Origin of the sequence: Streptomyces barringtoniae (assembly GCF_020819595.1) — a bacterium.
GTDB classification, from domain to species: Bacteria; Actinomycetota; Actinomycetes; order Streptomycetales; family Streptomycetaceae; genus Streptomyces; species Streptomyces barringtoniae.
Window position 1 is genome coordinate 363,921 of sequence record NZ_JAJHNP010000005.1, and the last position, 20,860, is coordinate 384,780.

Here is a 20,860-nt window from a genome sequence, read left to right on the forward strand (position 1 = left end):
CGAAAGGACTTCAGTGTCCCAGGCCCCCGCCCGCGTCACCGCGGTCGACACCCACGACATCCGTTTCCCCACCTCGCGCGAGCTGGACGGCTCCGACGCGATGAACCCGGACCCCGACTACTCGGCGGCCTGCGTCGTGCTGCGCACCGACGCCGCCGACGGGCACGAGGGACACGGGTTCGTCTTCACCATCGGGCGGGGCAACGACGTCCAGGTCGCCGCGATCGACGCGCTTCGGGACCATGTGCTCGGCCGCGACGTGGCCGAGCTGTGCGCCGACCCCGGCTCGCTCTTCCGGGACCTGATCGGCGACAGCCAGCTGCGCTGGCTCGGTCCCGAGAAGGGCGTGATGCACATGGCGGTCGGGGCCGTCGTCAACGCCGTCTGGGACCTCGCCGCCCGCCGGGCCGGCAAGCCGCTGTGGCAACTGCTCGCCGACGCCGAACCCGAGTGGCTGGTCGGGCAGATCGACTTCCGGTACATCGCGGACGCGCTCACCCCCGCCGAGGCCCTCGACCTGCTGAGGCGGGGGAGGGAGGGAGCCGGGGAGCGCCGGGTGCGGCTGCTGGAGCGCGGCTACCCCGCCTACACCACCTCCCCGGGCTGGCTCGGCTACGACGACGACAAGCTCGGCCGGCTCGCCGCGCAGGCCGTCGCCGACGGCTTCACACAGATCAAACTGAAGGTCGGCGCCGACCTCGACGACGACATCCGGCGCTGCCGGGTCGCCCGCGCGGTCGTCGGACCGGACATCCGGCTCGCCGTCGACGCCAACCAGCGCTGGAACGTGGACGAGGCGATCCGCTGGACCAAGGCCCTCGCCGAGTTCGACCCGTACTGGATCGAGGAGCCCACCAGCCCCGACGACGTCCTCGGCCACGCCACGATCCGCCGCGCGGTGGCCCCGGTGAAGGTCGCCACCGGCGAACACGTGCACAACCGGATCATGTTCAAGCAGCTCCTCCAGGCGGGCGCCCTCGACATCGTCCAGATCGACGCCGCCCGGGTCGCCGGCGTCAACGAGAACCTCGCCATCCTGCTGCTCGCCGCCAAGTTCGGCGTGCCCGTCTGCCCGCACGCGGGCGGCGTCGGCCTGTGCGAACTCGTCCAGCACCTGTCGATGTTCGACTACCTGGCCGTCTCGGGCACCACCGAGGACCGGGTCATCGAGTACGTCGACCACCTCCACGAGCACTTCGTCACCCCGGTCGTCATCCACGACGGCCACTACACCGCACCCACCGCGCCCGGCTTCTCCGCCGCCCTGCGCCCGGAGTCCGTCGCGCGGTACACCTTCCCCGGCGGCACCTACTGGGCCGCCGACCCCGACACCCGGAAGGGAGAGGCCGCATGAGCGACTTCGAGGGTCTGAGGGCCCTGGTGACCGGCGGCGCGTCCGGCATCGGCCGGGCCACCGCCGACCTCCTCGCTGCCCGCGGCGCCCGGGTCGCCGTCCTCGACCGGGACCCGGCGGACGTCGACAAGCCGCTCCTCGCCTACCGCGCCGACGTCACCGACGACGCCTCGGTCCGCGCGGCCGTCGAGCGGGCCGCCGAGGACCTCGGCGGGCTGGACGTCCTGGTCAACAACGCCGGGATCGGCGCCCAGGGCACGGTCGAGGACAACGACGACGCCGAGTGGCAACGCGTCTTCGACGTCAACGTCCTCGGCATGGTCCGCACCGCCCGCGCCGCCCTTGCGCACCTGCGCCGCTCGGACCGCGCCGCGATCGTCAACACCTGCTCCATCGCGGCCACCGCCGGACTGCCCCAGCGCGCCCTGTACAGCGCCACCAAGGGCGCCGTGTACTCCCTGACCCTCGCCATGGCCGCCGACCACGTCCGTGAGGGCATCCGGGTCAACTGCGTCAACCCCGGTACGGCGGACACCCCGTGGATCGGACGGCTGCTGGACGCGGCCCCGGATCCGGCCGCCGAACGCGCCGCCCTCGAGGCCCGCCAGCCCACCGGCCGGCTGGTCTCCGCCGCCGAAGTCGCCGGCGCCATCGCCTACTTGGCCAGTCCGCTGTCCGGCGCCACCACCGGCACCGCCCTCGCCGTCGACGGCGGCATGCAGGGCCTCAGGCTGCGGCCGGTGGGCCGGTGACGAGGCTCGGCCGCAGCCGCGTCGAGGTCACCCCGCTCGGCTTCGGCGCCGCGACGCTCGGCAACCTCTACCGCCCGGTGGACGACGAGCAGGCGCGGGGGGCCGTACAGGCCGCTTGGCAGCGCGGCATCCGGTACTTCGACACCGCCCCGCACTACGGGCTCGGCCTGTCCGAACGCCGGCTCGGCGCCGCCCTGCGCGACCACGACCGCGCCCTGTTCACCGTCTCCACCAAGGTCGGCCGCCGCCTCGAACCCGCCGACGGCACCGGCGACGACCTGGCGCACGGCTTCGCCGTACCCGCCGCCCACCGCAGGGTGTGGGACTTCAGCGCCGACGGCGTCCGCCGTACCCTGGAGGCGAGCCTGGACCGCCTCGGCCTGGACCGCGTCGACATCGTCTATCTGCACGACCCCGACGACCACGCCGAGCAGGCCTTCCGCGAGGCCTACCCGGCCCTGGAGAAGCTGCGCGCCGAAGGCGTCGTCGGCGCGATCGGCGCCGGCATGAACCAGACCGCGATGCTCACCCGGTTCGTCCGCGACACCGACGTGGACGTGGTCCTGTGCGCGGGCCGCTACACCCTGCTCGACCAGAGCGCCGGCGCCGAACTGCTGCCCGCGGCCGCCGAGCACGGAGTGTCGGTCGTCCTCGGCGGCGTCTTCAACTCGGGCCTGCTGGCGGACCCGACGCCCGAGTCGACGTACGACTACAGCCGTGTCCCACCACGCTTGCTGGACCGGGTCCTGCGCATGAAGGCGGTCGCCGAGCGGCACGGCACCACCCTGCGCGCCGCCGCGCTGGCCTTCGCCTCCGCCCACCCGGCCGTCGCCAGCGTCCTGCCCGGGCCGCGCTCCGCGCCCGAAGTCCACGACTGCGCCGACCAGTTCGCGTCCGCCGTCCCGGCTCAGTTCTGGCACGAGCTGCGGGAGTCCGCTCTGCTGCCCCGAGAGGAGGGCCCGTCATGAGGGTCGCCCTGCACACCAAGGTCCGCTCCGACAGGATCGCCGCGTACGAGGCGGCCCACCGCGAGGTCCCGAAGGAGCTCACCGACGCCATCCGTGCCGCCGGTGCCACCTCCTGGACCATCTGGCGCAGCGGCACCGACCTGTTCCACCTGCTGGAGTGCGCGGACTACACCCGCCTGCTCGCCGAACTGGAGCACCTGCCGGTCAACGTGGCCTGGCAGGCCCGCATGGCCGAGCTGCTCGACGTCGTGCACGACTACTCCCGGGACGGTGCGGACGCCGGGCTGCCCGTCGTCTGGGAGCTGCCAAGCGCCGGCGCCCAGCACGTCCGGGAGCTGCCGTGACCGTCGACGCCCACCACCATGTCTGGGACCTGTCCGTCCGCGACCAGGACTGGATCAAGGGGCCCGGACTCCGGCCGCTGCGCCGGAACTTCACCCTCGCCGATCTGGCGCCGGAGGCCCGCGCGGCGGGAGTGGACCGTACGGTCCTCGTCCAGACGGTCACCGTCGCCGAGGAGACGCCCGAGTTCCTCGCGCTCGCGGCCGGACACGATCTCGTCGCCGGGGTCGTGGGCTGGGCCGACCTCACCCGCCCCGACATCGCCGACGAACTCTCCCGGCTGCGCGAACTGCCCGGCGGGTCCTTCCTGAAGGGCATCCGCCACCAGGTCCAGGGCGAGCCGGACCCGCAGTGGCTGCTGCGGAAGGACGTACAGCGCGGCCTCGCGGCCGTGGCGACGGCCGGGCTCGTGTACGACCTGGTGGTGCTGCCCCACCAACTGCCGGCCTGCGCCGAGGTCGCCCACGCCCTGCCACAACTGACCTTCGTCCTCGACCACTTGGGCAAACCGCCGATCGCCGCGGGAGAGCACGACCCCTGGGCGTCCGCCCTGCGCGCACTCGCCGCCCTGCCCAACACCGTCGCCAAACTCTCCGGCCTGGCCACCGAGGCCGACCCCGCCTCCTGGACGACGGCCGACCTACGGCCGTACACGGACACGGCGCTGGAGGCCTTCGGCCCCGACCGCCTGATGTTCGGCTCCGACTGGCCGGTGTGCACGCTGGCGGCCACCTACAGCGACGTGTGCACCGCCATGGCCGAGTTGACCGCGGACCTCGGCGATGCGGACCGCCATGCCCTCTTCGAGGGCACCGCCACAGCCGTCTACGGTCTGTGACGCGCGGCGTGGGCGACGGGCGTCTCGGCAACGTCTGCCCCACAATTGCCGACATGACCGATGACCAGCCGCGCACTCCCGTCGCTCCGCTGCTCCGCGCCCCCGAGGACGGTGAACACATCGACGTCGCCGGTGTCGCGCACTTCTTCCGGCTCACCGGCGAGCACACGGGCGGACGCTTCGCCTTCGAGGAGTTCAGCCTCGCCCCCGGCACCATCGGTGCCAGGCCCCATGTGCACGACGGACACGACGAGTACTTCTACGTTCTCGAGGGCGAGTTGACGCTCCACACCGGCGACGGCGAGGTGACGGCAGGCCCCGGGCACCTGCTCGCCGCCACCCGCGGCACCCCGCACGGTTTCCGCAACGCCGGCCCGGACCCGGCACGCGCACTGTGCCTCTTCACCCCGGCCGGGTACGAGAACTACTTCCGTGACGTGCACGCCGCCGTGAGCGCCGGGGCCGAGGCGACCGAGGCGTTGCTGGCCGAGTTCCGCAGCCGCTACCGGACCCGGTCCTACCCGGTCCCCTCGGAGAGCCGAAAGGAGCCGTAGGCCGAGCATCGGGCCGATCCCGCGGGTCGAAGCCGCGTGTCGGAGGCCCGGCCGCTCACGACCGCTCGGCCACCGCCGTCAGCCGCGCCGGTGGCATGTACTCCCGGACGTACCGCCGCTCCCAGCAGGCCCCGCTGGCCCGCAGCTCCCGCCAGGTGGTGTACCGGTACTGGAACAGGCGGGCGCGGACGTACCGGGGCGGGGTGTCCGGCGGGAAGGGAGAGCGGCGCAGCAGGCGCAGGGTGTCGCGGTCGTTCTCCAGCAGCCGCTCCACCAGCCCGCCGAACCAGTCGCCGGCATAGGCGGGGGACAGCGCCGCGAACCACATCAGCCAGTCCAGGCGCAGATGGTAGGGGGCGAACTGGCGGGGCCAGTGCCGGGTGTCACCGGGCTTGCCGCGGAACTCGTACTCCCGCCACTCCGAGTCCTCGCGCGGTACGTCGTCCAGCGTGCCCTCGACCACCACCTCGTAGCGGACCCGGCTGACGCTGCCGAACGCGCCGTAGGTGTTCACCAGGTGCAGCGGGTCGAAGGAGCGGTTCATGACCTGGCGGCGGGAGATCATGTTGACCACCGGGCGGTAGCTCAGGAAGAGCAGCAGCGCGCCGACCGCGAGCACCAGGACCTCGTACCACAGTGGCGCCGCCGGCACGGACGGCGCGGAACCGGGGAGCCGCAGCGCGGACACGGCCAGCACGATGGTGATCCAGTTCAGCCAGGAGAAGTTTCCGGAGAGCACCAGCCACAGCTGGGTGACGATCATCAGCGCGGCGGCGGCCGAGGCGATCGGCTGCGGTGTGAACAGCAGCACCGGCACGACCAGTTGCGTCACGTGGTTGGCGGCCACCTCCACCCGGTGCAGCGGCTTCGGCAGATGGTGGAAGAACCAGCTCAGCGGGCCCGGCATGGGCTGCGTCTCGTGGTGGTAGTCGAGGCAGGTCAGCTTCCGCCAGCACGCGTCCCCCCGCATCTTGATCAGCCCGGCGCCGAACTCCACCCGGAACAGGATCCAGCGCAGCAGGAACAGCACGACGACCGGCGGCGCCACCTCGTCGTTGCCGAGGAACGCGGCCAGGAAGCCCGTCTCCAGCAGCAGCGACTCCCAGCCGAACGCGTACCACGTCTGGCCCACGTTCACGATCGACAGATACAGGGCCCACGGAACCAGCCACAGCAGGATCCCGGCCCACAACGGCAGCAGGGAGTCCGCGCCGGCCAGCAGCGCCGCCGACACCGCGCAGCCGGCCCAGGCACAGCCGGCGAAGAAGCGGTCGGAGTAGTGCAGATGGAACAGGCTCGGCGCCCGTCTGAAGGGGATCCGTGCCACGAAGCGGGGGATCGGCAGCATGCCGCGCTCGCCCAGCAGCGCCCGGAACTGAAGCGCCGCGGTGAGGAACGCCACCAGGTACAGGGCGGCCAGCGCCCGCTGGAAGACCAGCCGGGTCAGCCAGTAGTCGGCAGCGGTGAACCAGTTCACGGCCGTGCGCGCCCTTCGTCGCGGCTGAGCCGTCGTGTCGTCTTCATCATGACCTGCCCCCGAGTTGCCAGCCAAACGGGCACGATGCAAACAATGGGGTGAAATCACCCACAGTGATGCGGAGTGTACGGTGCGGATACCCCTCGGATCCATTGCCATGGCCTGCGCCCTCTCGATGGCGCTCCTCGTCGCCGGCTGCGCCCGCCCCGGCGTCAGGGAAGCCCGGATGGCCGAGGAGGTCTATCTCCTGCCCGCCGCGGTCCAGGGACCCGACCCGTTCACCGGGTCCACGGTCCTCGCGCCGGTGACGTCCGGCGCGGGAAGCGCCGATTCCCCCGCCACCGGACCGCCCGTCGCCGGGTCCTCCCCGCCGGCGCTGCCCGCCGGGCTGGTCGTCGTGCCCCTGGGCGCCATGCGCGTCCTGTCCGGCGCGACCCCCGGCCTCTACGGCGGTACCGCACGCGTCGCCGGCTGCGACGTCGAACGGCAGATCCGGTATCTGACGGCGGACCGGGCCAAGGCCGACGCCTTCGCCCACGCGGCCGGTGTCTCCACGAGCGGCCTGCCCGGCTATCTGCGCGGCCTGACCCCCGTCGTGCTGCGCGCCGACACCCGGGTCACCGACCGCGGCTACCGCCAAGGAAACGTCGTCGGTTACCAGGCCGTCCTCCAGGCCGGCACCCCGATCCTCGTCGACAACCGAGGAATGCCCCGCCTGCGCTGCGCCTGCGGCAACCCGCTCGGGTCACCCGCGCCGGCCCACGGCGGCGGCTTCGGGGCGCGTGGCAGCGCCTGGTCCGGCTACCGTCCGGTGCGGGTGATCGCGGTGACACCGGCACCCCGGGCGGTCACCAGCATCACGATCGTCAACGCCGAGACCCGCACCTGGATCGAACGCCGCGTCGGTTCCGACGTACGCCACGACCGGGTCGTACCCCCGCCCGCCTGGGCCACCGCGACGCCCGACGGCGGCCGCGACCCGGCCGACACCGTCTCCCCGTTGACCGCACCGCCGTACCCCACCGCACCCGGTCCACGGCACAGCCGGCCGGGAACCCCTCCGCCCACGGCCGCCACCCCGACCGGACAGAGCACCCCGGCCGCCGGTACGGCCGGCCCGCGGACCTCGCCCTCCGGCGGTCCCGTTCCGCAAGCCCCCGGCAGCCCCGACCCGCCCTACGGGACCGGCCCGCCCTTCGGGATCGGCCCGCCGGGCGGGCCCGACGCCTCGGGCCCGCCGGACGGGATCGGCCCGCCGGGCGTGCCCGACGCCTCGGGCCCGCCGGACGGGATCGGCCCGCCGGGCGAGACGGGACCGGCTCACCGGGCGTCCCCGACACCCCCGGCTCGCCCGACGGCGGCGGACCCGTCCGCCGACCTCCCCGGCGGCTGAGCCCCTCCTGCACCGGCCGCCCACGCCCGGGAGCCGGCCGCAGAAACAGGTCGAAGAATTGGACGAATCCTGGCAAGGTGGGCCCATGGCAGTTCGGGGAGCGAGTGCCGTGTCACTCCCGGAGGACTGGCCCGCCCACCCGGATCCGATCCTGGCGCTCAACCGCATGGGCAGCTTCGACTGGGACCTGGACACGGGCCTGTTCCACATGGACGCCCAGGCCCACGAGGTGTTCGACCTGCTGCCCGGGGAGTACGACGGACACCCCGAGTCCCTGTACGCCCGGGTGCCGCAGCCCGAGGTGGCCCGAATAGATGCCATGGTCGCCCAGGCCATCAAGGACGGCAGCGAGAACTACGGGGGCTACTTCCGCATCCGCTGCCGTGACGGCAGGCTCCGCTGGACCCACACCCAGGGCTACATCCGCCGGGACGACACCGGCCGCCCGCGCCGGGTCGTCGGCATCGTCCGCGACGCCACCGAGGAACTCGCCGAGAGCGAGGTGCGCAGCCTGCGGGCCGCCCAGGACGAGGCGTTCCGCCAGCAGACCAACGTCGTCCAGGCCGTCTCCGCCGCCCTCGCCCACGCCCGCAGCGTCCAGGACGTCATCGACGCCCTCAAGGACACCCGCGGCATCCGCCATCTCGGCGCGGCCAGCCTGGTCATGGGGCTGGTGGAGGCCGGACGCATCCGGCTGGTCGCGGAGGGGCCCGTCGAAGCGTCCGTCCCGGGCACCCGGATCACCCGGATCGACGAGCCGTACCCGATGAGCGAGGTCGTCCGGACGCTCCTGCCACGGTTCATCGAGTCCCCGGAGGAGTTCGCCGAGGGCTATCCGATCCTCTGGCCGCACATCACCGACCTGCACATCACCTCGGCCGCCTATCTGCCGCTGATCGCCCAGGCCCGCCCGGTCGGCGCGATGGGACTGCTCTACAGCGACCGGCGCGGCTTCTCCACCGAGGAACGCGCCGTCCTGGTCGCGCTCGGCAGCACCGTCGCACAGAGCCTGCAGCGCGCCATGCTCTACGAGCAGGAGAAGGACCTCGCCCAGGGCCTGCAGCAGGCCATGCTGCCCCGCACCATCCCCAGCGTCCGCGGCGCCGACGTCGCCGTCCGCTACCGCGCCGGCACCGCCTCGGGCGCCCTCGGCCGGGACATCGGCGGCGACTGGTACGACCTGATCCCGCTGCCCGGCGGCCGGGTCGGCGCGGTCATCGGCGACGTCCAGGGCCACGACACCCACGCGGCGGCCGTCATGGGCCAGCTGCGGATCGTGCTGCGCGCCTACGCCGCGGAGGGACACACCCCGGCCGCCGTGATGGCCCGCGCCTCCGTCTTCCTGCACGAACTCGACACCGACCGCTTCGCCACCTGCCTGTACGCCGAGGCCGACCTGTCCACCGGAGTCGTGCAGGCGGTCCGCGCCGGGCACATCGACCCGCTGATCCGGCACGGCGACGGCAGCTGCCACCGGGTGCCGGTCGAGGGCGGGCTGCCGCTCGGGCTGTCCGCCGAGTTCGGCCGGCTGGAGTACCCCGTCTCCACCCTCGAACTCGACCCCGGCCACACCCTGCTGCTGTGCACCGACGGGCTCGTCGAGAAGCCCGGCGCCGACCTCGACGACGGCATGCGAGGTCTCTCGGAGCTCGTCGCGGCCGGCCCCGAGGACGTGCGTGCGCTCGCCGACCGGCTGATCCTGCTGGCCGAGGAGCGGGGCGGCGACGACGACGTGGCGCTGCTCCTGCTGCGCCGGCGGGCCCCGGAGGCCCCGCCCGCCGGCGGCCGGCTCCAGCAGCACGTGGCACCCGGCGACCCGGCGGCGCTCAGCCAGGCCCGGCACCTGATCCGCGCAGCGGTCCGCTCCTGGGGCTACCGCGACCGCGCCGACGAGATCGAACTGGTCGCCGACGAGCTGATGACCAACGCGCTGATGCACACCGAGGGCTCCGCGATCGTGACCCTGCGGGCCCTCGACGGCGGTCACCGCAGACTGCGCATCGAGGTCGAGGACTCCTCCAGCGCCCTGCCGCGCCGCCGCGAGGCGGGAGAGGACGGCGTCTCCGGCCGGGGTCTGCTGCTGGTGGACATGCTCGCCGACGAGTGGGGCGTGGAGGCGCGCGGCGGCGGCAAGGCGGTGTGGTGCGAGTTCCGCCGGGGCGGCTGAAGCGCGGCATTGTCGGTGCCGGATGGCACTCTGGACCCATGCCGGAACTGCCCGAGGTAGAAGCGCTGAAGGACTTCCTCACCGAGCACCTGGTCGGCCGCCGGGTGGTGCGGGTGCTGCCGGTCGCCGTCAGCGTCCTGAAGACGTACGACCCTCCCGTCACCGCCTTCGAGGGCGGCGAGGTGACGGCCGTGCACCGGCACGGCAAGTTCCTGGACCTGGCGGCGGACAGCGGGCTGCACCTGGTGACCCACCTGGCCCGCGCCGGCTGGCTGCAGTGGAAGGACCGGCTGCCGGACGGCCCGCCGAAGCCGGGCAAGGGCCCGCTCGCGCTGCGCGTGGCACTGGAGACCGGCGAGGGCTTCGACCTCACCGAGGCCGGCACCCAGAAACGCCTCGCGGTGTACGTCGTCCGCGATCCGCAGCAGGTCGAGGGCATCGCCCGGCTCGGCCCCGATCCGCTCGCCGCCGGCTTCGACGAGGAACGCCTCGCCGCCCTCCTGAAGGACGAGAGACGCCGGCTGAAGGGCGCCCTGCGCGACCAGTCCCTGATCGCCGGCGTCGGCAACGCCTACAGCGACGAGATCCTGCACGCCGCGAAGATGTCCCCGTTCAAGCTCGCCGCCTCCCTGACCCCGGAGGAGACCCACCGGCTCTACGAGGCGCTGCGCTCGACGCTCACCGAGGCGGTCGACCGCTCCCGCGGCCTCGCCGCCGGACGGCTGAAGGCAGAGAAGAAGAGCGGCCTGCGCGTCCACGGCCGGACCGGCGAGCCCTGCCCGGTGTGCGGCGACACCATCCGTGAGGTCTCCTTCAGCGACTCCTCGCTGCAGTACTGCCCCACCTGCCAGACGGGCGGCAAGCCCCTGGCGGACCGCAGACTGTCCCGGTTGCTGAAATGAGGCCCGGCGACCGCGATGCGGCGTGACTAGGGCGCGTCGACGGACACCAGGTGCTGCCCGTCCGTCGTGCGCACGTCGTAGTGGGCGATCTCGTCGGGGTGCATCGTGGAGGAGCCGAGCGTGGTGAAGGTGCCGGTGGCGTGGCCGGGCTCCATCCAGGTGCCGGCGACCTCTTCGGTGCCGTCGCGGCCCACGACGACGAGCCGGCAGGCGTGCGGGCCGGTGCCGTCCTTCACCTTCAGCATCAGCCGGCTGCCCGTGTCCCCGTCGTCGGCGGTGACCTCGGCCCACACCCCGGTGCTCGGATCGGTCGCCGCGGTGACGTGCGCGGCCCGCTGTTCATGGCCGGTGAAGGCGACGATCCCGGGACCGGCCACGGCCAGCACCACGGAGGCGGCCAGGCCGTACAGAAAGCGCCGGCGGCGCGCCCGGTGCCGGTGCGCGACCTCGCCGAGCAGCCGGTCCAGCAGCGGGGTACCGGGCTGTGCCATGGGGTGCACAAAACGCGGCGTGGCCCGGCGGTACAGCATCAACTGCCGTGTGGCGGGACCGAATTCGGTCACCTGTGCCGCGCACTGAGGGCACTCCATGAGGTGGTCCTCGAAGCGGAAGGCCTCCGCCTCGTCCAGCACGCCGAGCGCGTAAGCGCCGACGTCGCGATGCCTTTCCAGGGACCTCATGCCGAATCCTCGTGCCGATGGGTGGGGGTGGGGTTACTCCGTGCACCCATCCGTACGCAGCCGACAGCCGAATCACTCAAGCCACCGCAGAATCCCGGACGAGAGATTCGGAGCGGCACGGCCCGCGGATTGGTCCGATTCCGGAAAACTTCGGAAAGCCCCGGAGCGGGGGTCAGAACAGGTGGATCGCGAGGTGCCCGAGGGGCAGCCCGAGCCGCCAGGCCGGTGTCCACACCTTCGGCCCGTCGTCCTCGCCGGCCGGCCCTCCGCCGCCCGGCACCGCGTCCAGGTCCGGCGCGAGCAGCTCGGTCTCCTCCAGCCAGCGCCAGGCGTCCGCGGCGAGGGCCAGGTCGGGCGAGCGGGTACCGGACCGGTCGGCCCCTTCGGCCAGCTCGGCCATGCGCTCGCCCACCCAGTCCCGCCACGGCTGGTCGTAGGCGGTCAGGGAGAGCCAGTTCTCCAGCTGGGAGATCACCCGGATGCCGGACAGCTCCCCGTCGGTGTCGGACAGGAAGACGGTCAGCGCCAGCGCGTCCCGGCCGGCCCGGAACTCGAAGGACGTCGGCGGCATCAGGTCGCCGGTGCGCAGCAGCTCGTCGGCGATGTACTCGGCGTACAACCAGGCCATGGGAACGACCAGTTCACCGCCGTCGGTGCCGTCCGTGCTCTCGTGCCCTCTGTGCAGCATCCCTTCCTGCCCTTCCTCCGGTACGTGCGCGTCGCCCGGCCCCTGGGTCCGGCCGCCCGCCCGGAACGCGGATGAGGACAGCCCATTGCCCGAACGGGGCCCACAGCAAGGCGCTTTGCCGAGGTTTGACCCGGCCTCCGGTTTCAGTGCAGGTCGGCCGCATAATCCGGAAGGACCCGGCGCAGCGCGCGCAGCGCGTAGTACGCGCGGGACTTCACGGTACCGGGTGGAACGCCCAGGGTCTGCGCCGCTTCCGCCACACTGGCCCCGAGGAAGTACACGAGTACGAGCACGTCACGGTGTTCCGGCGTGAGTGTCTTCACAGCCTGCCGGACATCGAGCATCGCGGCGGCCCGTTCGGCGTGATCGGCGGTCACCCGGGCGCTCTCCGGGATCTCGGCGCCGGTCTCCCGGGGCCGGGCCTGCCGGGCCCGCCGGGCGTCGATCGCGAGCCGCCGGGCGACGGTGAGCAGCCAGGGCCGTACGGAGTCGAAGTCCTCCGCGTGCAGCGCCTCGGGATGCTGCCAGGCGCGCACCAGGGTCTCCTGGAGCAGGTCCTCGGCGCGCTGCCGGTCGCCGTCGCAGAGCCTGAGCAGCAGGGCGAAGAGCGGTCCGCCGTGCTCGCGCTGGAGCGCGGCCAGTTCGTGCTCGGCGGTCGTCGTCCGGTGAGCCCGTGCCGCCGCCTTGTGGATCAGTGAGGTTCCGGCCGTCATGGCCGTTATGGCAGCGCAGGGCGCGGCCGGGGGACAGGGTGCGCGCACGGCTCTGCGATGGGCGGTCGATCCCGTCGGCGAACGGTCGGGTCAACGGTCCGGCGCGGCACCGGACGGGCTAATGAGGGCCCTCGGGCCGTTTATCCGACGAGTCGTATTCATACCCATATACCGTCAACGGCTTGTCGGTCATACGACATCCCTGGGGTGAGCTGATGATCGGACGCAGACAACAGGTGGCGCTGGCCCTCACCGCCGTCCTCGCGGCCGCCGCCGCGTGCCAGAACCACGAGCGACAGCAGTCCCGGCACCCGGCCCCGCCGGGAGCGGCCGCCCGCCCGCAGGTCACCGGGGCCGGGTTCGTCCCGCACCGGTACGACCCCGCGGCCGGTCATGCGGCGGGCCGTACCTCAGCCAGTACCGAGCGCCTGTAGGAGTAGCCGAAGTAGATCACGCAGCCGATCACGAACCACACGGCGAACCGCACCCACGTCTGCCACATCAGGAACGTGATCAGCCAGACCGAGAAGACGACACCCAGCGCCGGCACGACCGGCATCCACGGTGTACGGAAGGTCCGCGGCAGATCCGGCGCCCGGTAGCGCAGCACGATCACCGCCGTGCACACCACGACGAACGCCAGCAGGATGCCGATGTTGGTCAGCTCGGCCGCCTCGCCGATCGGGACGAACCCGGCGATGACCGCCGACGCCGCACCGACGATCCAGGTCACCCGGGTCGGCACGTGCCGCGTCGGGTGCGTCTTGGCGAACCACCGCGGCAGCAGCCCGTCCCTGGACATCGAGAACCACACCCGCGTCACGCCCAGCATGAACGTGAACATCACGGTGAGGATGCCGATGATCGCGCCCACCGCGATCACGTCGGCCAGCACGTTCAGACCCACCGACTTGAACGCGCTCGAGAAGCCGCTCTCCGGGTCGATGTGCTTGTAGTCCTGCATGCCCGTCAGCACCAGGCAGGCCGCCACGTACAGCACCATCGAGATCACCAGCGAGTAGATGATCGCCTTCGGCATGTGCCGCTGGGCGTCCTTGGACTCCTCGGCGGCCGTCGACATGGCGTCGTAGCCGAACACCGCGAAGAACACGGTCGCCGCGCCGGTGACGGCGCCGCCGATGCCGAACGGGAAGAACGGGTGGTAGTTCGCCGAGTCGATGTGGAACACGCCCACCCCGATCACCAGCAGCACCACCAGGACCTTCAGCGCCACCACGAACGTCTCGAAGCGGGCCGCGCTGCGCATCCCCCGGTTCAGCAGCCAGGCGATCAGCAGGCACAGAATCGCCGCGAACAGGTCCACCCGGTGCCCGGCCCCGGTGCCCGGCGCCCCCAGCATCCACTGCGGCAGATTCGCGCCCATCTCCTGGACCAGGAAGCCGAAGTAGCCCGAGATGCCGATCGCCACCACCGCCACGATCGCGGTGTACTCCAGCAGCAGGTCCCAGCCGATGAACCAGCCCGCGAACTCGCCGAGCACCGCATAGCCGTAGGTGTACGCCGATCCCGCCTTCGGGATCAGTCCGGCGAACTCGGCGTACGACAGCGCCGCACAGGCGCTCGCCACACCGGCGATCAGGAACGACACCATCACCGCCGGGCCCGCCGTGCCGTTGGCGACCGTGCCCGCGAGCGTGAAGATGCCGGCGCCGATGATGCCGCCCACCCCGATCGCGGTGAGCTGCCACAGTCCGAGCGAGCGGTCCAGCCGGGTGCCCTCGCCGACCTCGGTCTCCTCGATGTGTTCGATGGGTTTGCGGCGGAGAATCCCCTCACCCGCGCGGAGCCTGGCCATGCGCCTCACCTCTTCGCCGACGGCAACGGCTGACGGCGGATCATGATGGCTCAGGGGCCTCGCACAGGGAAGACGCCACGCATGGCCCGGGCGGGCGTCCAGGCTGGTGCCGCGGGGCCGGATCGGGCCGGGCCCGCAGCAGGGCGGTGGGACGGGCGCGCAGCGCGACCAGTTCCGGCAGTACGGCCGCGCCCCCGCCGAGCGGCCGGCAAGGCCGTCACCGCCGCCGTGACCGACCCGCGGGGCTTGCGCGCGGCCCTACGGGACGACCGTCACCGGCCAGCGCCCCGCCTTCACCAGCCGGATCGCCACCGAGCCGATGATCCGGTGACCGGCCTGCTCCGAGGCGCCCACGATCACCGCGTCCGCCTTGAGCTCGTCGGCCGCCTTCACCAGCCCGCTGTACGGGTCGCCGCGGAAGGTGTGGAACTCCCAGCGCACCTCGAATATCCCCTTGACCCGCTCGGCCGCCTCCCGGATGTAGGTGACCAGGTCCTCGGCGATCTCGTCGGTGGTCTCCGCCACCGGCGCCCCGAGCGCCGCCCCGGCGGCCAGCACCGGCTGCACGTACACCACGGCCAGCAGCGCGTGCTGCCGCCGGGCGAGCCCGCCCGCGTACGCCGCGGCACGCAGCGAGGAGTCGGAGCCGTCCACCCCGACGAGGATGACCTTCGGCCCGTCCGTACCTCGCTCGAACTGGTGCGAGGGCGTGTGCGAGTGCTGTTCCGTCACGATCGCGAGGCTATCGGAATCCGCTGTTCCTGCAGAGCCGTGGGGCGCCCGGCGAGTGCCGGGCGGTGGTGTGCGGTGCTGGGGGCGGGCATCAGGGCGCGGGCGTGGTCTCGGCGGGCGGGGCGGGCAGCAGGGCGCGGGCGTGGTCTCGGCGCGCGGGGCCGGCGGCCGTGCGGTACCGGCTCGACGGGTGGATGCCGGGCCGGCGGGGGCCCCGCCACCGACCCTGCGTGTGGGATGCGGGTCTCCCGGGCCCGTTCCGGCCCACGGGACGGCGGTCACCCCGAGCCGCCGCGAAGCACGGAACGCCGGACTCCCGCCCTGCCCGGCCTCCCGCGTCTCGGCGCGCGGGTCTGTCGGTCTTCCTGGGGCTGCCCGGCCTCCCTGCGTCCCAGCGCGCGGGTCCGTCGGTCTCCCCGGGGCCGCCCCCGGCATTCCCTGTGACTCGGCGCGCGGGTACGTCGTGCTCCCCGCGCTGCCCCTGGCATTCGCTGTGTCTCGGCGCGCGGGTCCGTCGGTCTCCCCGGAGCCGCCCCTGGCATTCCCCGCGTCCCAGTGCATGAGTCCGTCGGTCTCCCCGGGCCCCTCGACGGGCGAGGCGCGCGAGCCCTTCCTACAGTCGGAACCATGACCGCCAGCGCGGAGCCCGCCGCACGGAGGGACCCCACGGCCCCGATACGCCCGCCCGCCGGCGGGCGGCTCGGCTGGATGCCCGAGGCCTTCGCGACGCTCTTCGCCGCGCTCGGCCTGCTGTGCGCCCTGCTCGCGCTCATCGAACCGCTGCGCCGCCTGCTCCGCCCCCTCGTGCACGCCCTCGACCTGCTGCTCCTGCCCATCAGTGCCAACCTGGCCTACGCCGTCTTCCTGTTCCTGCTGGCCGGCGCCACCGCCGCCCGCAAGAAGGTCGCCTGGTGGCTGGTAGTCGTCTATCTCGGCCTGGTCGTCCTCACCGACGCGGTCGGCGTGGGCCTCGGCATGTACGCCGAGTCGCTGCCGTCCCTGGTGCTGTGCGGCCTGCTGCTGCTCCTGCTCGTGGTGGCCCGCGGGGAGTTCTACGCCGCCTCCCGCCACGGCGCCGTCTGGCGGGCGCTCGCGGTGCTGGTGGGCGGTCTGGTGGTGGCGATTCTGCTGGGGTGGGGGCTCGTCATGCTGTTCCCGGGCACGCTCCCGGCGAACGAGCACCTGGCCTGGGCGGCCGACCGGGTGTGCGGCGGGCTGGTCTCGGGCCGCTCCTTCTCCGGCCGCCCGCCCCGCCACGTCACCTTCGTGCTCGGCCTGCTCGGCGCCCTGGCCCTGCTGAACGCCGCCGCCGCACTGTTCCGCTCCCAGCGCCTGGAAGCCGCCCTGCACGGCGACGAGGAGGCCCGTATCCGCGCCCTCCTCGCGGCCTACGGCGATCGCGACTCCCTCGGCTACTTCGCCACCCGCCGCGACAAGGCCGTCGTCTTCTCACCCAGCGCCAAGGCCGCCGTCACCTACCGTGTCGAGGCCGGCGTCTGCCTGGCCAGCGGCGATCCCGTCGGCGACCCCGAGGCCTGGCCGCACGCCATCGCCGCCTGGCTGGACGTGGCCCGCCGCTACGCCTGGGCGCCCGCCGTGATGGGCGCCTCCGAGGACGGTGCCCGCGCCTACGCCCGAGCCGGACTCGGCGCCCTCCAGCTCGGCGACGAGGCGATCGTGTGCGTGGCCTCCTTCGACCTGGACGGCCGGGACATGCGGGTGACCCGGCAGGCCGTGCACCGCGTCCGCCGTACCGGCGCCACCTGCCGCATCCGCCGGCACGCCACCCTCACCGAACGGGAGATGGAGGAGGTCGTCGACAAGGCCGACGCCTGGCGCGACACCGAGACCGAGCGCGGCTTCTCCATGGCCCTGGACCGGCTCGGCGACCCTGCCGACGGCGACTGCCTGCTCGTGGAGGCCCTCGGCGAGGACGGCCGGCTCCTCGCCCTGCTCTCCTTCGTGCCCTGGGGCCGCGACGGCATCTCCCTGGACCTGATGCGCCGTGACCGCGCCGCACCCAACGGGGTCATGGAGTTCATGGTCGCCGAACTGTGCGCCGCCGCCCCCAAGCTGGGCATCCGCAGGATCTCGCTGAACTTCGCCGTCTTCCGGTCCGTCTTCGAGGAGGGCGCCCGCATCGGCGCCGGGCCCGTCCTCAGGCTCTGGCGGCGCCTGCTGCTGTTCTTCTCCCGCTGGTGGCAGCTGGAGGCCCTGTACCGCTCCAACGCCAAGTACCACCCGGAGTGGTACCCGCGGTTCATCTGCTACGGCGACACCGCCGCCCTCGCCCGCATCGGCCTGGCCTCCGGCATCGCCGAAGGCTTCGTCTCCGTACCGTCGTTGCGCAAACTCTGGGGAAAGGGGCACCCGAAGGCCGGGCAGCCGCCCGCCACCACGGCAGGGCTGCCGTCCCTGACGGCGCTCGGCCTCGGCGGAGGGGGCGAGGCCGGGACCGTCGCACCGGCCGCCGGCCTGCCCGACCAGGTCCGTGTCCGGCACCACAAGCTCGACCGGCTGCGCGCCGGCGGCACCGACCCCTACCCGGTCGGCGTCCCCGCCCCCACCCACGCCCTCGCCGATGTGCCCCCCGAGGAGGACGTCACCGTCGCCGGACGGCTCATGCTGATCCGCGACTTCGGCGGCGTCGTCTTCGCCGTGCTGCGCGACTGGTCCGGCGACCACCAGATCGCCCTCACCCGCGACCGCTCCGGCGCCGCCCTCGACCGCTTCACCGCCGGCACCGACATCGGCGACCACATCACCGCCACCGGCCGCACCGGCCTCAGCGACCGGGGCGAACCCACCGTCTTCGTCACCTCCTGGCAGCTCACCGGCAAGTGTCTGCGCCCGCTGCCCGACAAACGCCGCGGCCTCACCGACCCCGAGGCGAAAGTCCGCCGCCGCTATCTCGACCTCGCGACCAGCCCCGCCGCCCGCACCGTGATCCGGTCCCGCTCCGCCGCCGTACAGGCGCTGCGCCAGGGCCTGCTGGACCGCGGCTATGTCGAGGTCGAGACCCCGATGCTGCAGCAGATCCACGGCGGCGCCAACGCCCGCCCCTTCACCACCCACATCAACGCCTACGACCTCGATCTCTATCTGCGCATCGCCCCCGAGCTGTACCTGAAGCGCCTGTGCGTCGGCGGCCTGGAGAGGGTCTTCGAACTGGGCCGTACCTTCCGCAACGAGGGCGTCTCCTACAAGCACAACCCCGAGTTCACCATGCTGGAGGCCTACCAGGCGTACGCCGACTACGACGTCATGCTCGACCTGACCCGCGAGCTGATCCAGGGCGCGGCGACCGCCGCCTTCGGCTCCCCGGTGGCCCGCAAGGACGGGCAGGAGTACGACATCTCCGGGAAGTGGCCGGTCAGAACCGTCTACGGCGCGATCTCCGAGGTGCTGGGGGAGGAGATCGGCCCCGGCACCGAACTGCTGCGGCTGCACCGGCTGTGCGACCGGGCCGGAGTGCCGTACACCGCCGACGACGGGCCCGGTGACATCGTCCTGGAGATGTACGAGCGGCTCGTCGAGGAGCGCACCCAACTCCCCACTTTCTACAAGGACTTCCCGACCGACGTCTCTCCGCTGACCCGGCAGCACCGCACCGACCCACGGCTCGCCGAGCGCTGGGACCTCGTCGCCTTCGGCACCGAACTCGGCACCGCCTACTCGGAGTTGACCGACCCCGTCGAGCAGCGCCGGCGGCTCACCGAGCAGTCGCTGCTGGCCGCCGGCGGCGACCCGGAGGCCATGGAGCTGGACGAGGACTTCCTGGAGGCCCTCGAGTACGCGATGCCCCCTACCGGCGGCCTCGGCCTGGGCGTCGACCGGCTGGTGATGTTCCTCACCGGCCTGACGATCCGGGAGACCCTGCCGTTCCCGCTGGTGCGCCGCCGCTGAGCGTCGGGTCCGCGGCGGGGGCCGGGAAGCGGCGCCGGGGCAGGGTCAGCAGCGCGACCACGGCGCCGGCCGAACACAGCGCCACGCCCAGCTCGAAGCAGTCCCGGACCGCCCCTGTCATGAACGCCTTGTAGTGCTTGTAGGAGTCCCCGGTGGGGGCGGACGCCGGTATCCGCTGCATGGCGACGGAGACGATCCCGGCGAACAGTGACACGCCCAGGCCGGCGCCCAGCTGCCGGGAGGAGTTCAGGCCCCGGGGCAGCGCACCGCTCCCGGAGCGGGCGAAACCGGCGGGCAGGGCGAGCACCGCGCAGCCGAAGGCGACCAGCAGCAGCGGCAGCAGCACATCGGCGAAGCGGAAGGCGTCCTCCCGGCTCAGCAGGACGAAGCCGACGGCCGCGACCCCGCAGGCCCCGGCCACCGCCGCACCCAGCCCGATGCGCGCGGCCAGCCGGGGCAGGACCAGGCAGCCCAGCAGCACCCCGGCGACGGTGGACAGCAGGGCCCAGCCGACCTGCATCACGGACAGCCCGCCGATCACCTGCAGGGCGAGCGTGAGGGCGTACAGGACACCGGCGAGACCGGACGCCAGCAACGCCACCACCGTGTACCCGCCGAACGCGGCTCGCTCCCGGTCCAGCCGGGCGAACAGCTCCGGCATCCGCTCGCCCCGGCCGAGCAGGCCCAGCGCGGAGGGCACCAGCGCGCCCGCCACCGCGATGACGACGACCGTCGTCGCGGACACGCTGTGGCCGCCCAGCCAGTCGGCGAACCATGCCAGGAAGCCCAGCGGGACGACGCCCAGCGCCGCACGGCCCACCCGTGCCCCGGCCGCGGGCAGGGGCACGGACTCGGTGAGCACCACCGGGGTCAGCACCAGCAGCACGGCCCCGGCGGCGGCCTGCAGCCAGAACACCGTCTCGCCCCGCATCGAGGCATCCAGCAGCATGGCCGTGGGCAGCAGCATGGCCGGTCCGGCACAGGCGACGACGGCGAAATGCACGCTCAGCGCCCGGTCCCGGCCGGGTCCCTCCGGATGCGTGGAGTCGATCAGCGCCAGCGCGCCGGCGGTGATCACCGCCGCCGCGACGCCCTGCACCGCCCGCGAGGCGAGCAGCACCTCGGAGTCCGCCGTCACCGCCGCCGCCACGGCGGCGAGGCTCGACAGGGCGAGGCCGCCCATCAGCACGCGTCGCTGCCCGATCGCCTCACCCAGCGCCCCCGCGAGCACCGGCAGCGCGGCGAAACACACGCTGTACACGCTCAGCAGCCAGGTCAGCCCCTGGAAGGACATCTGCGACCGGACTGCGATCCACGGCAGCCCCACCGTGAAGACGGTGGTGTCGAAGACGACCAGGACCTGCGCGGCCGCCAGCAGCACCACCGCCGGCCCCCCGCGGCGCAGCCCGCTCGCTCCCGCATGCGTCAACACGGCTCTCCCCCATACCCGTTGTCGGACCATTGTCGCGGACTGAATGACTATCAAAAGCCCGCGGCAGGTTCCGCGCCGGCCCCGGAACTGGTCCGTCCGGGTGTATTCCCGCCGCCGCACCGGTGTCGTTGTGGTGCGCCGAAGTC

Annotated in this window: 18 protein-coding genes; 11 read left to right on the plus strand and 7 right to left on the minus strand. The window is 73.1% G+C overall.

Annotation, left to right across the window (positions count from 1 at the left end; translation table 11 throughout):
- Positions 1-13: 13 nt before the first annotated feature.
- The 6 genes from LMU33_RS11000 to LMU33_RS11025 are packed head-to-tail and all read left to right on the plus strand — an operon-like array spanning position 14 to position 4,808.
- A complete protein-coding gene (locus tag LMU33_RS11000; protein WP_228619575.1) occupies positions 14-1,354 on the plus strand; it encodes an L-fuconate dehydratase in 1,341 nt (446 codons plus the stop codon).
- Positions 1,351-2,106, plus strand: a complete 756-nt coding sequence (locus tag LMU33_RS11005; RefSeq protein WP_228619577.1) for an SDR family NAD(P)-dependent oxidoreductase — start codon at positions 1,351-1,353, stop codon at positions 2,104-2,106. The genes LMU33_RS11000 and LMU33_RS11005 overlap by 4 nt, the downstream gene beginning before the upstream one ends.
- Entirely contained in the window at positions 2,103-3,074 is a 972-nt protein-coding gene (locus tag LMU33_RS11010) for an aldo/keto reductase (RefSeq protein ID WP_228619578.1), read from the plus strand. The genes LMU33_RS11005 and LMU33_RS11010 overlap by 4 nt, the downstream gene beginning before the upstream one ends.
- Positions 3,071-3,418 carry an L-rhamnose mutarotase gene (locus LMU33_RS11015; RefSeq protein ID WP_228619580.1) on the plus strand — a complete coding sequence of 116 codons (348 nt, stop codon included), beginning with the start codon at positions 3,071-3,073 and terminating at the stop codon, positions 3,416-3,418. The genes LMU33_RS11010 and LMU33_RS11015 overlap by 4 nt, the downstream gene beginning before the upstream one ends.
- A complete protein-coding gene (locus LMU33_RS11020) occupies positions 3,415-4,254 on the plus strand; it encodes an amidohydrolase family protein (protein ID WP_228619582.1) in 840 nt (279 codons plus the stop codon). Before LMU33_RS11015 ends, LMU33_RS11020 begins: the two co-directional genes overlap by 4 nt.
- A gap of 53 nt (positions 4,255-4,307) precedes the next feature.
- Complete coding sequence (locus LMU33_RS11025) at positions 4,308-4,808, plus strand: cupin domain-containing protein (RefSeq protein ID WP_228619584.1); 501 nt, start codon at positions 4,308-4,310, stop codon at positions 4,806-4,808.
- A 55-nt stretch (positions 4,809-4,863) separates the two neighbouring features.
- On the opposite strand, the gene LMU33_RS11030 is transcribed toward LMU33_RS11025, so the two are convergent.
- Complete coding sequence (locus LMU33_RS11030; protein WP_228619585.1) at positions 4,864-6,285, minus strand: lipase maturation factor family protein; 1,422 nt, start codon at positions 6,283-6,285, stop codon at positions 4,864-4,866.
- 130 nt (positions 6,286-6,415) lie between these two features.
- On the opposite strand from LMU33_RS11030, the gene LMU33_RS11035 reads away from it, so the two are divergent.
- The 3 genes from LMU33_RS11035 to LMU33_RS11045 all read left to right on the plus strand — a co-directional run bounded on the left by LMU33_RS11035 (position 6,416) and on the right by LMU33_RS11045 (position 10,747).
- Entirely contained in the window at positions 6,416-7,678 is a 1,263-nt protein-coding gene (locus tag LMU33_RS11035; protein WP_228619587.1) for a DUF6777 domain-containing protein, read from the plus strand.
- Positions 7,679-7,763: 85 nt separating this feature from the next.
- On the plus strand, positions 7,764-9,845 hold the full coding sequence (locus tag LMU33_RS11040) for a SpoIIE family protein phosphatase (RefSeq protein ID WP_228619589.1): 2,082 nt from the start codon (positions 7,764-7,766) through the stop codon (positions 9,843-9,845).
- A 38-nt stretch (positions 9,846-9,883) separates the two neighbouring features.
- Positions 9,884-10,747 carry an Fpg/Nei family DNA glycosylase gene (locus LMU33_RS11045; protein ID WP_228619590.1) on the plus strand — a complete coding sequence of 288 codons (864 nt, stop codon included), beginning with the start codon at positions 9,884-9,886 and terminating at the stop codon, positions 10,745-10,747.
- A 26-nt stretch (positions 10,748-10,773) separates the two neighbouring features.
- Here the strand turns inward: LMU33_RS11045 and LMU33_RS11050 are convergent, their stop codons facing one another.
- The 3 genes from LMU33_RS11050 to LMU33_RS11060 all read right to left on the minus strand — a co-directional run bounded on the left by LMU33_RS11050 (position 10,774) and on the right by LMU33_RS11060 (position 12,828).
- Entirely contained in the window at positions 10,774-11,427 is a 654-nt protein-coding gene (locus tag LMU33_RS11050; RefSeq protein WP_228619592.1) for an anti-sigma factor family protein, read from the minus strand.
- Between the two features lie 172 nt (positions 11,428-11,599).
- On the minus strand, positions 11,600-12,115 hold the full coding sequence (locus LMU33_RS11055) for a hypothetical protein (RefSeq protein ID WP_228619594.1): 516 nt from the start codon (positions 12,113-12,115) through the stop codon (positions 11,600-11,602).
- Between the two features lie 143 nt (positions 12,116-12,258).
- Positions 12,259-12,828 (minus strand): sigma-70 family RNA polymerase sigma factor, encoded by a 570-nt coding sequence (locus LMU33_RS11060; protein WP_228619596.1) that lies wholly within the window; start codon positions 12,826-12,828, stop codon positions 12,259-12,261.
- Positions 12,829-13,010: 182 nt separating this feature from the next.
- Between LMU33_RS11060 and LMU33_RS11065 the strand changes: the two genes are divergently transcribed.
- A complete protein-coding gene (locus LMU33_RS11065) occupies positions 13,011-13,262 on the plus strand; it encodes a hypothetical protein (RefSeq protein ID WP_228619598.1) in 252 nt (83 codons plus the stop codon).
- Here LMU33_RS11065 and LMU33_RS11070 read toward each other — a convergent pair.
- Complete coding sequence (locus tag LMU33_RS11070; protein WP_228619599.1) at positions 13,220-14,644, minus strand: amino acid permease; 1,425 nt, start codon at positions 14,642-14,644, stop codon at positions 13,220-13,222. The two genes, LMU33_RS11065 and LMU33_RS11070, sit on opposite strands and share 43 nt — an antisense overlap.
- Before the next feature lie 258 nt (positions 14,645-14,902).
- A complete protein-coding gene (locus LMU33_RS11075; RefSeq protein ID WP_228619601.1) occupies positions 14,903-15,376 on the minus strand; it encodes a universal stress protein in 474 nt (157 codons plus the stop codon).
- Between the two features lie 627 nt (positions 15,377-16,003).
- Between LMU33_RS11075 and lysX the strand changes: the two genes are divergently transcribed.
- Positions 16,004-19,282 carry a bifunctional lysylphosphatidylglycerol synthetase/lysine--tRNA ligase LysX gene (gene lysX / locus LMU33_RS11080; protein ID WP_228619602.1) on the plus strand — a complete coding sequence of 1,093 codons (3,279 nt, stop codon included), beginning with the start codon at positions 16,004-16,006 and terminating at the stop codon, positions 19,280-19,282.
- On the opposite strand, the gene LMU33_RS11085 is transcribed toward lysX, so the two are convergent.
- Positions 19,227-20,711 (minus strand): MFS transporter, encoded by a 1,485-nt coding sequence (locus LMU33_RS11085; protein WP_228619603.1) that lies wholly within the window; start codon positions 20,709-20,711, stop codon positions 19,227-19,229. The genes lysX and LMU33_RS11085 overlap by 56 nt on opposite strands.
- Positions 20,712-20,860: the final 149 nt, after the last annotated feature.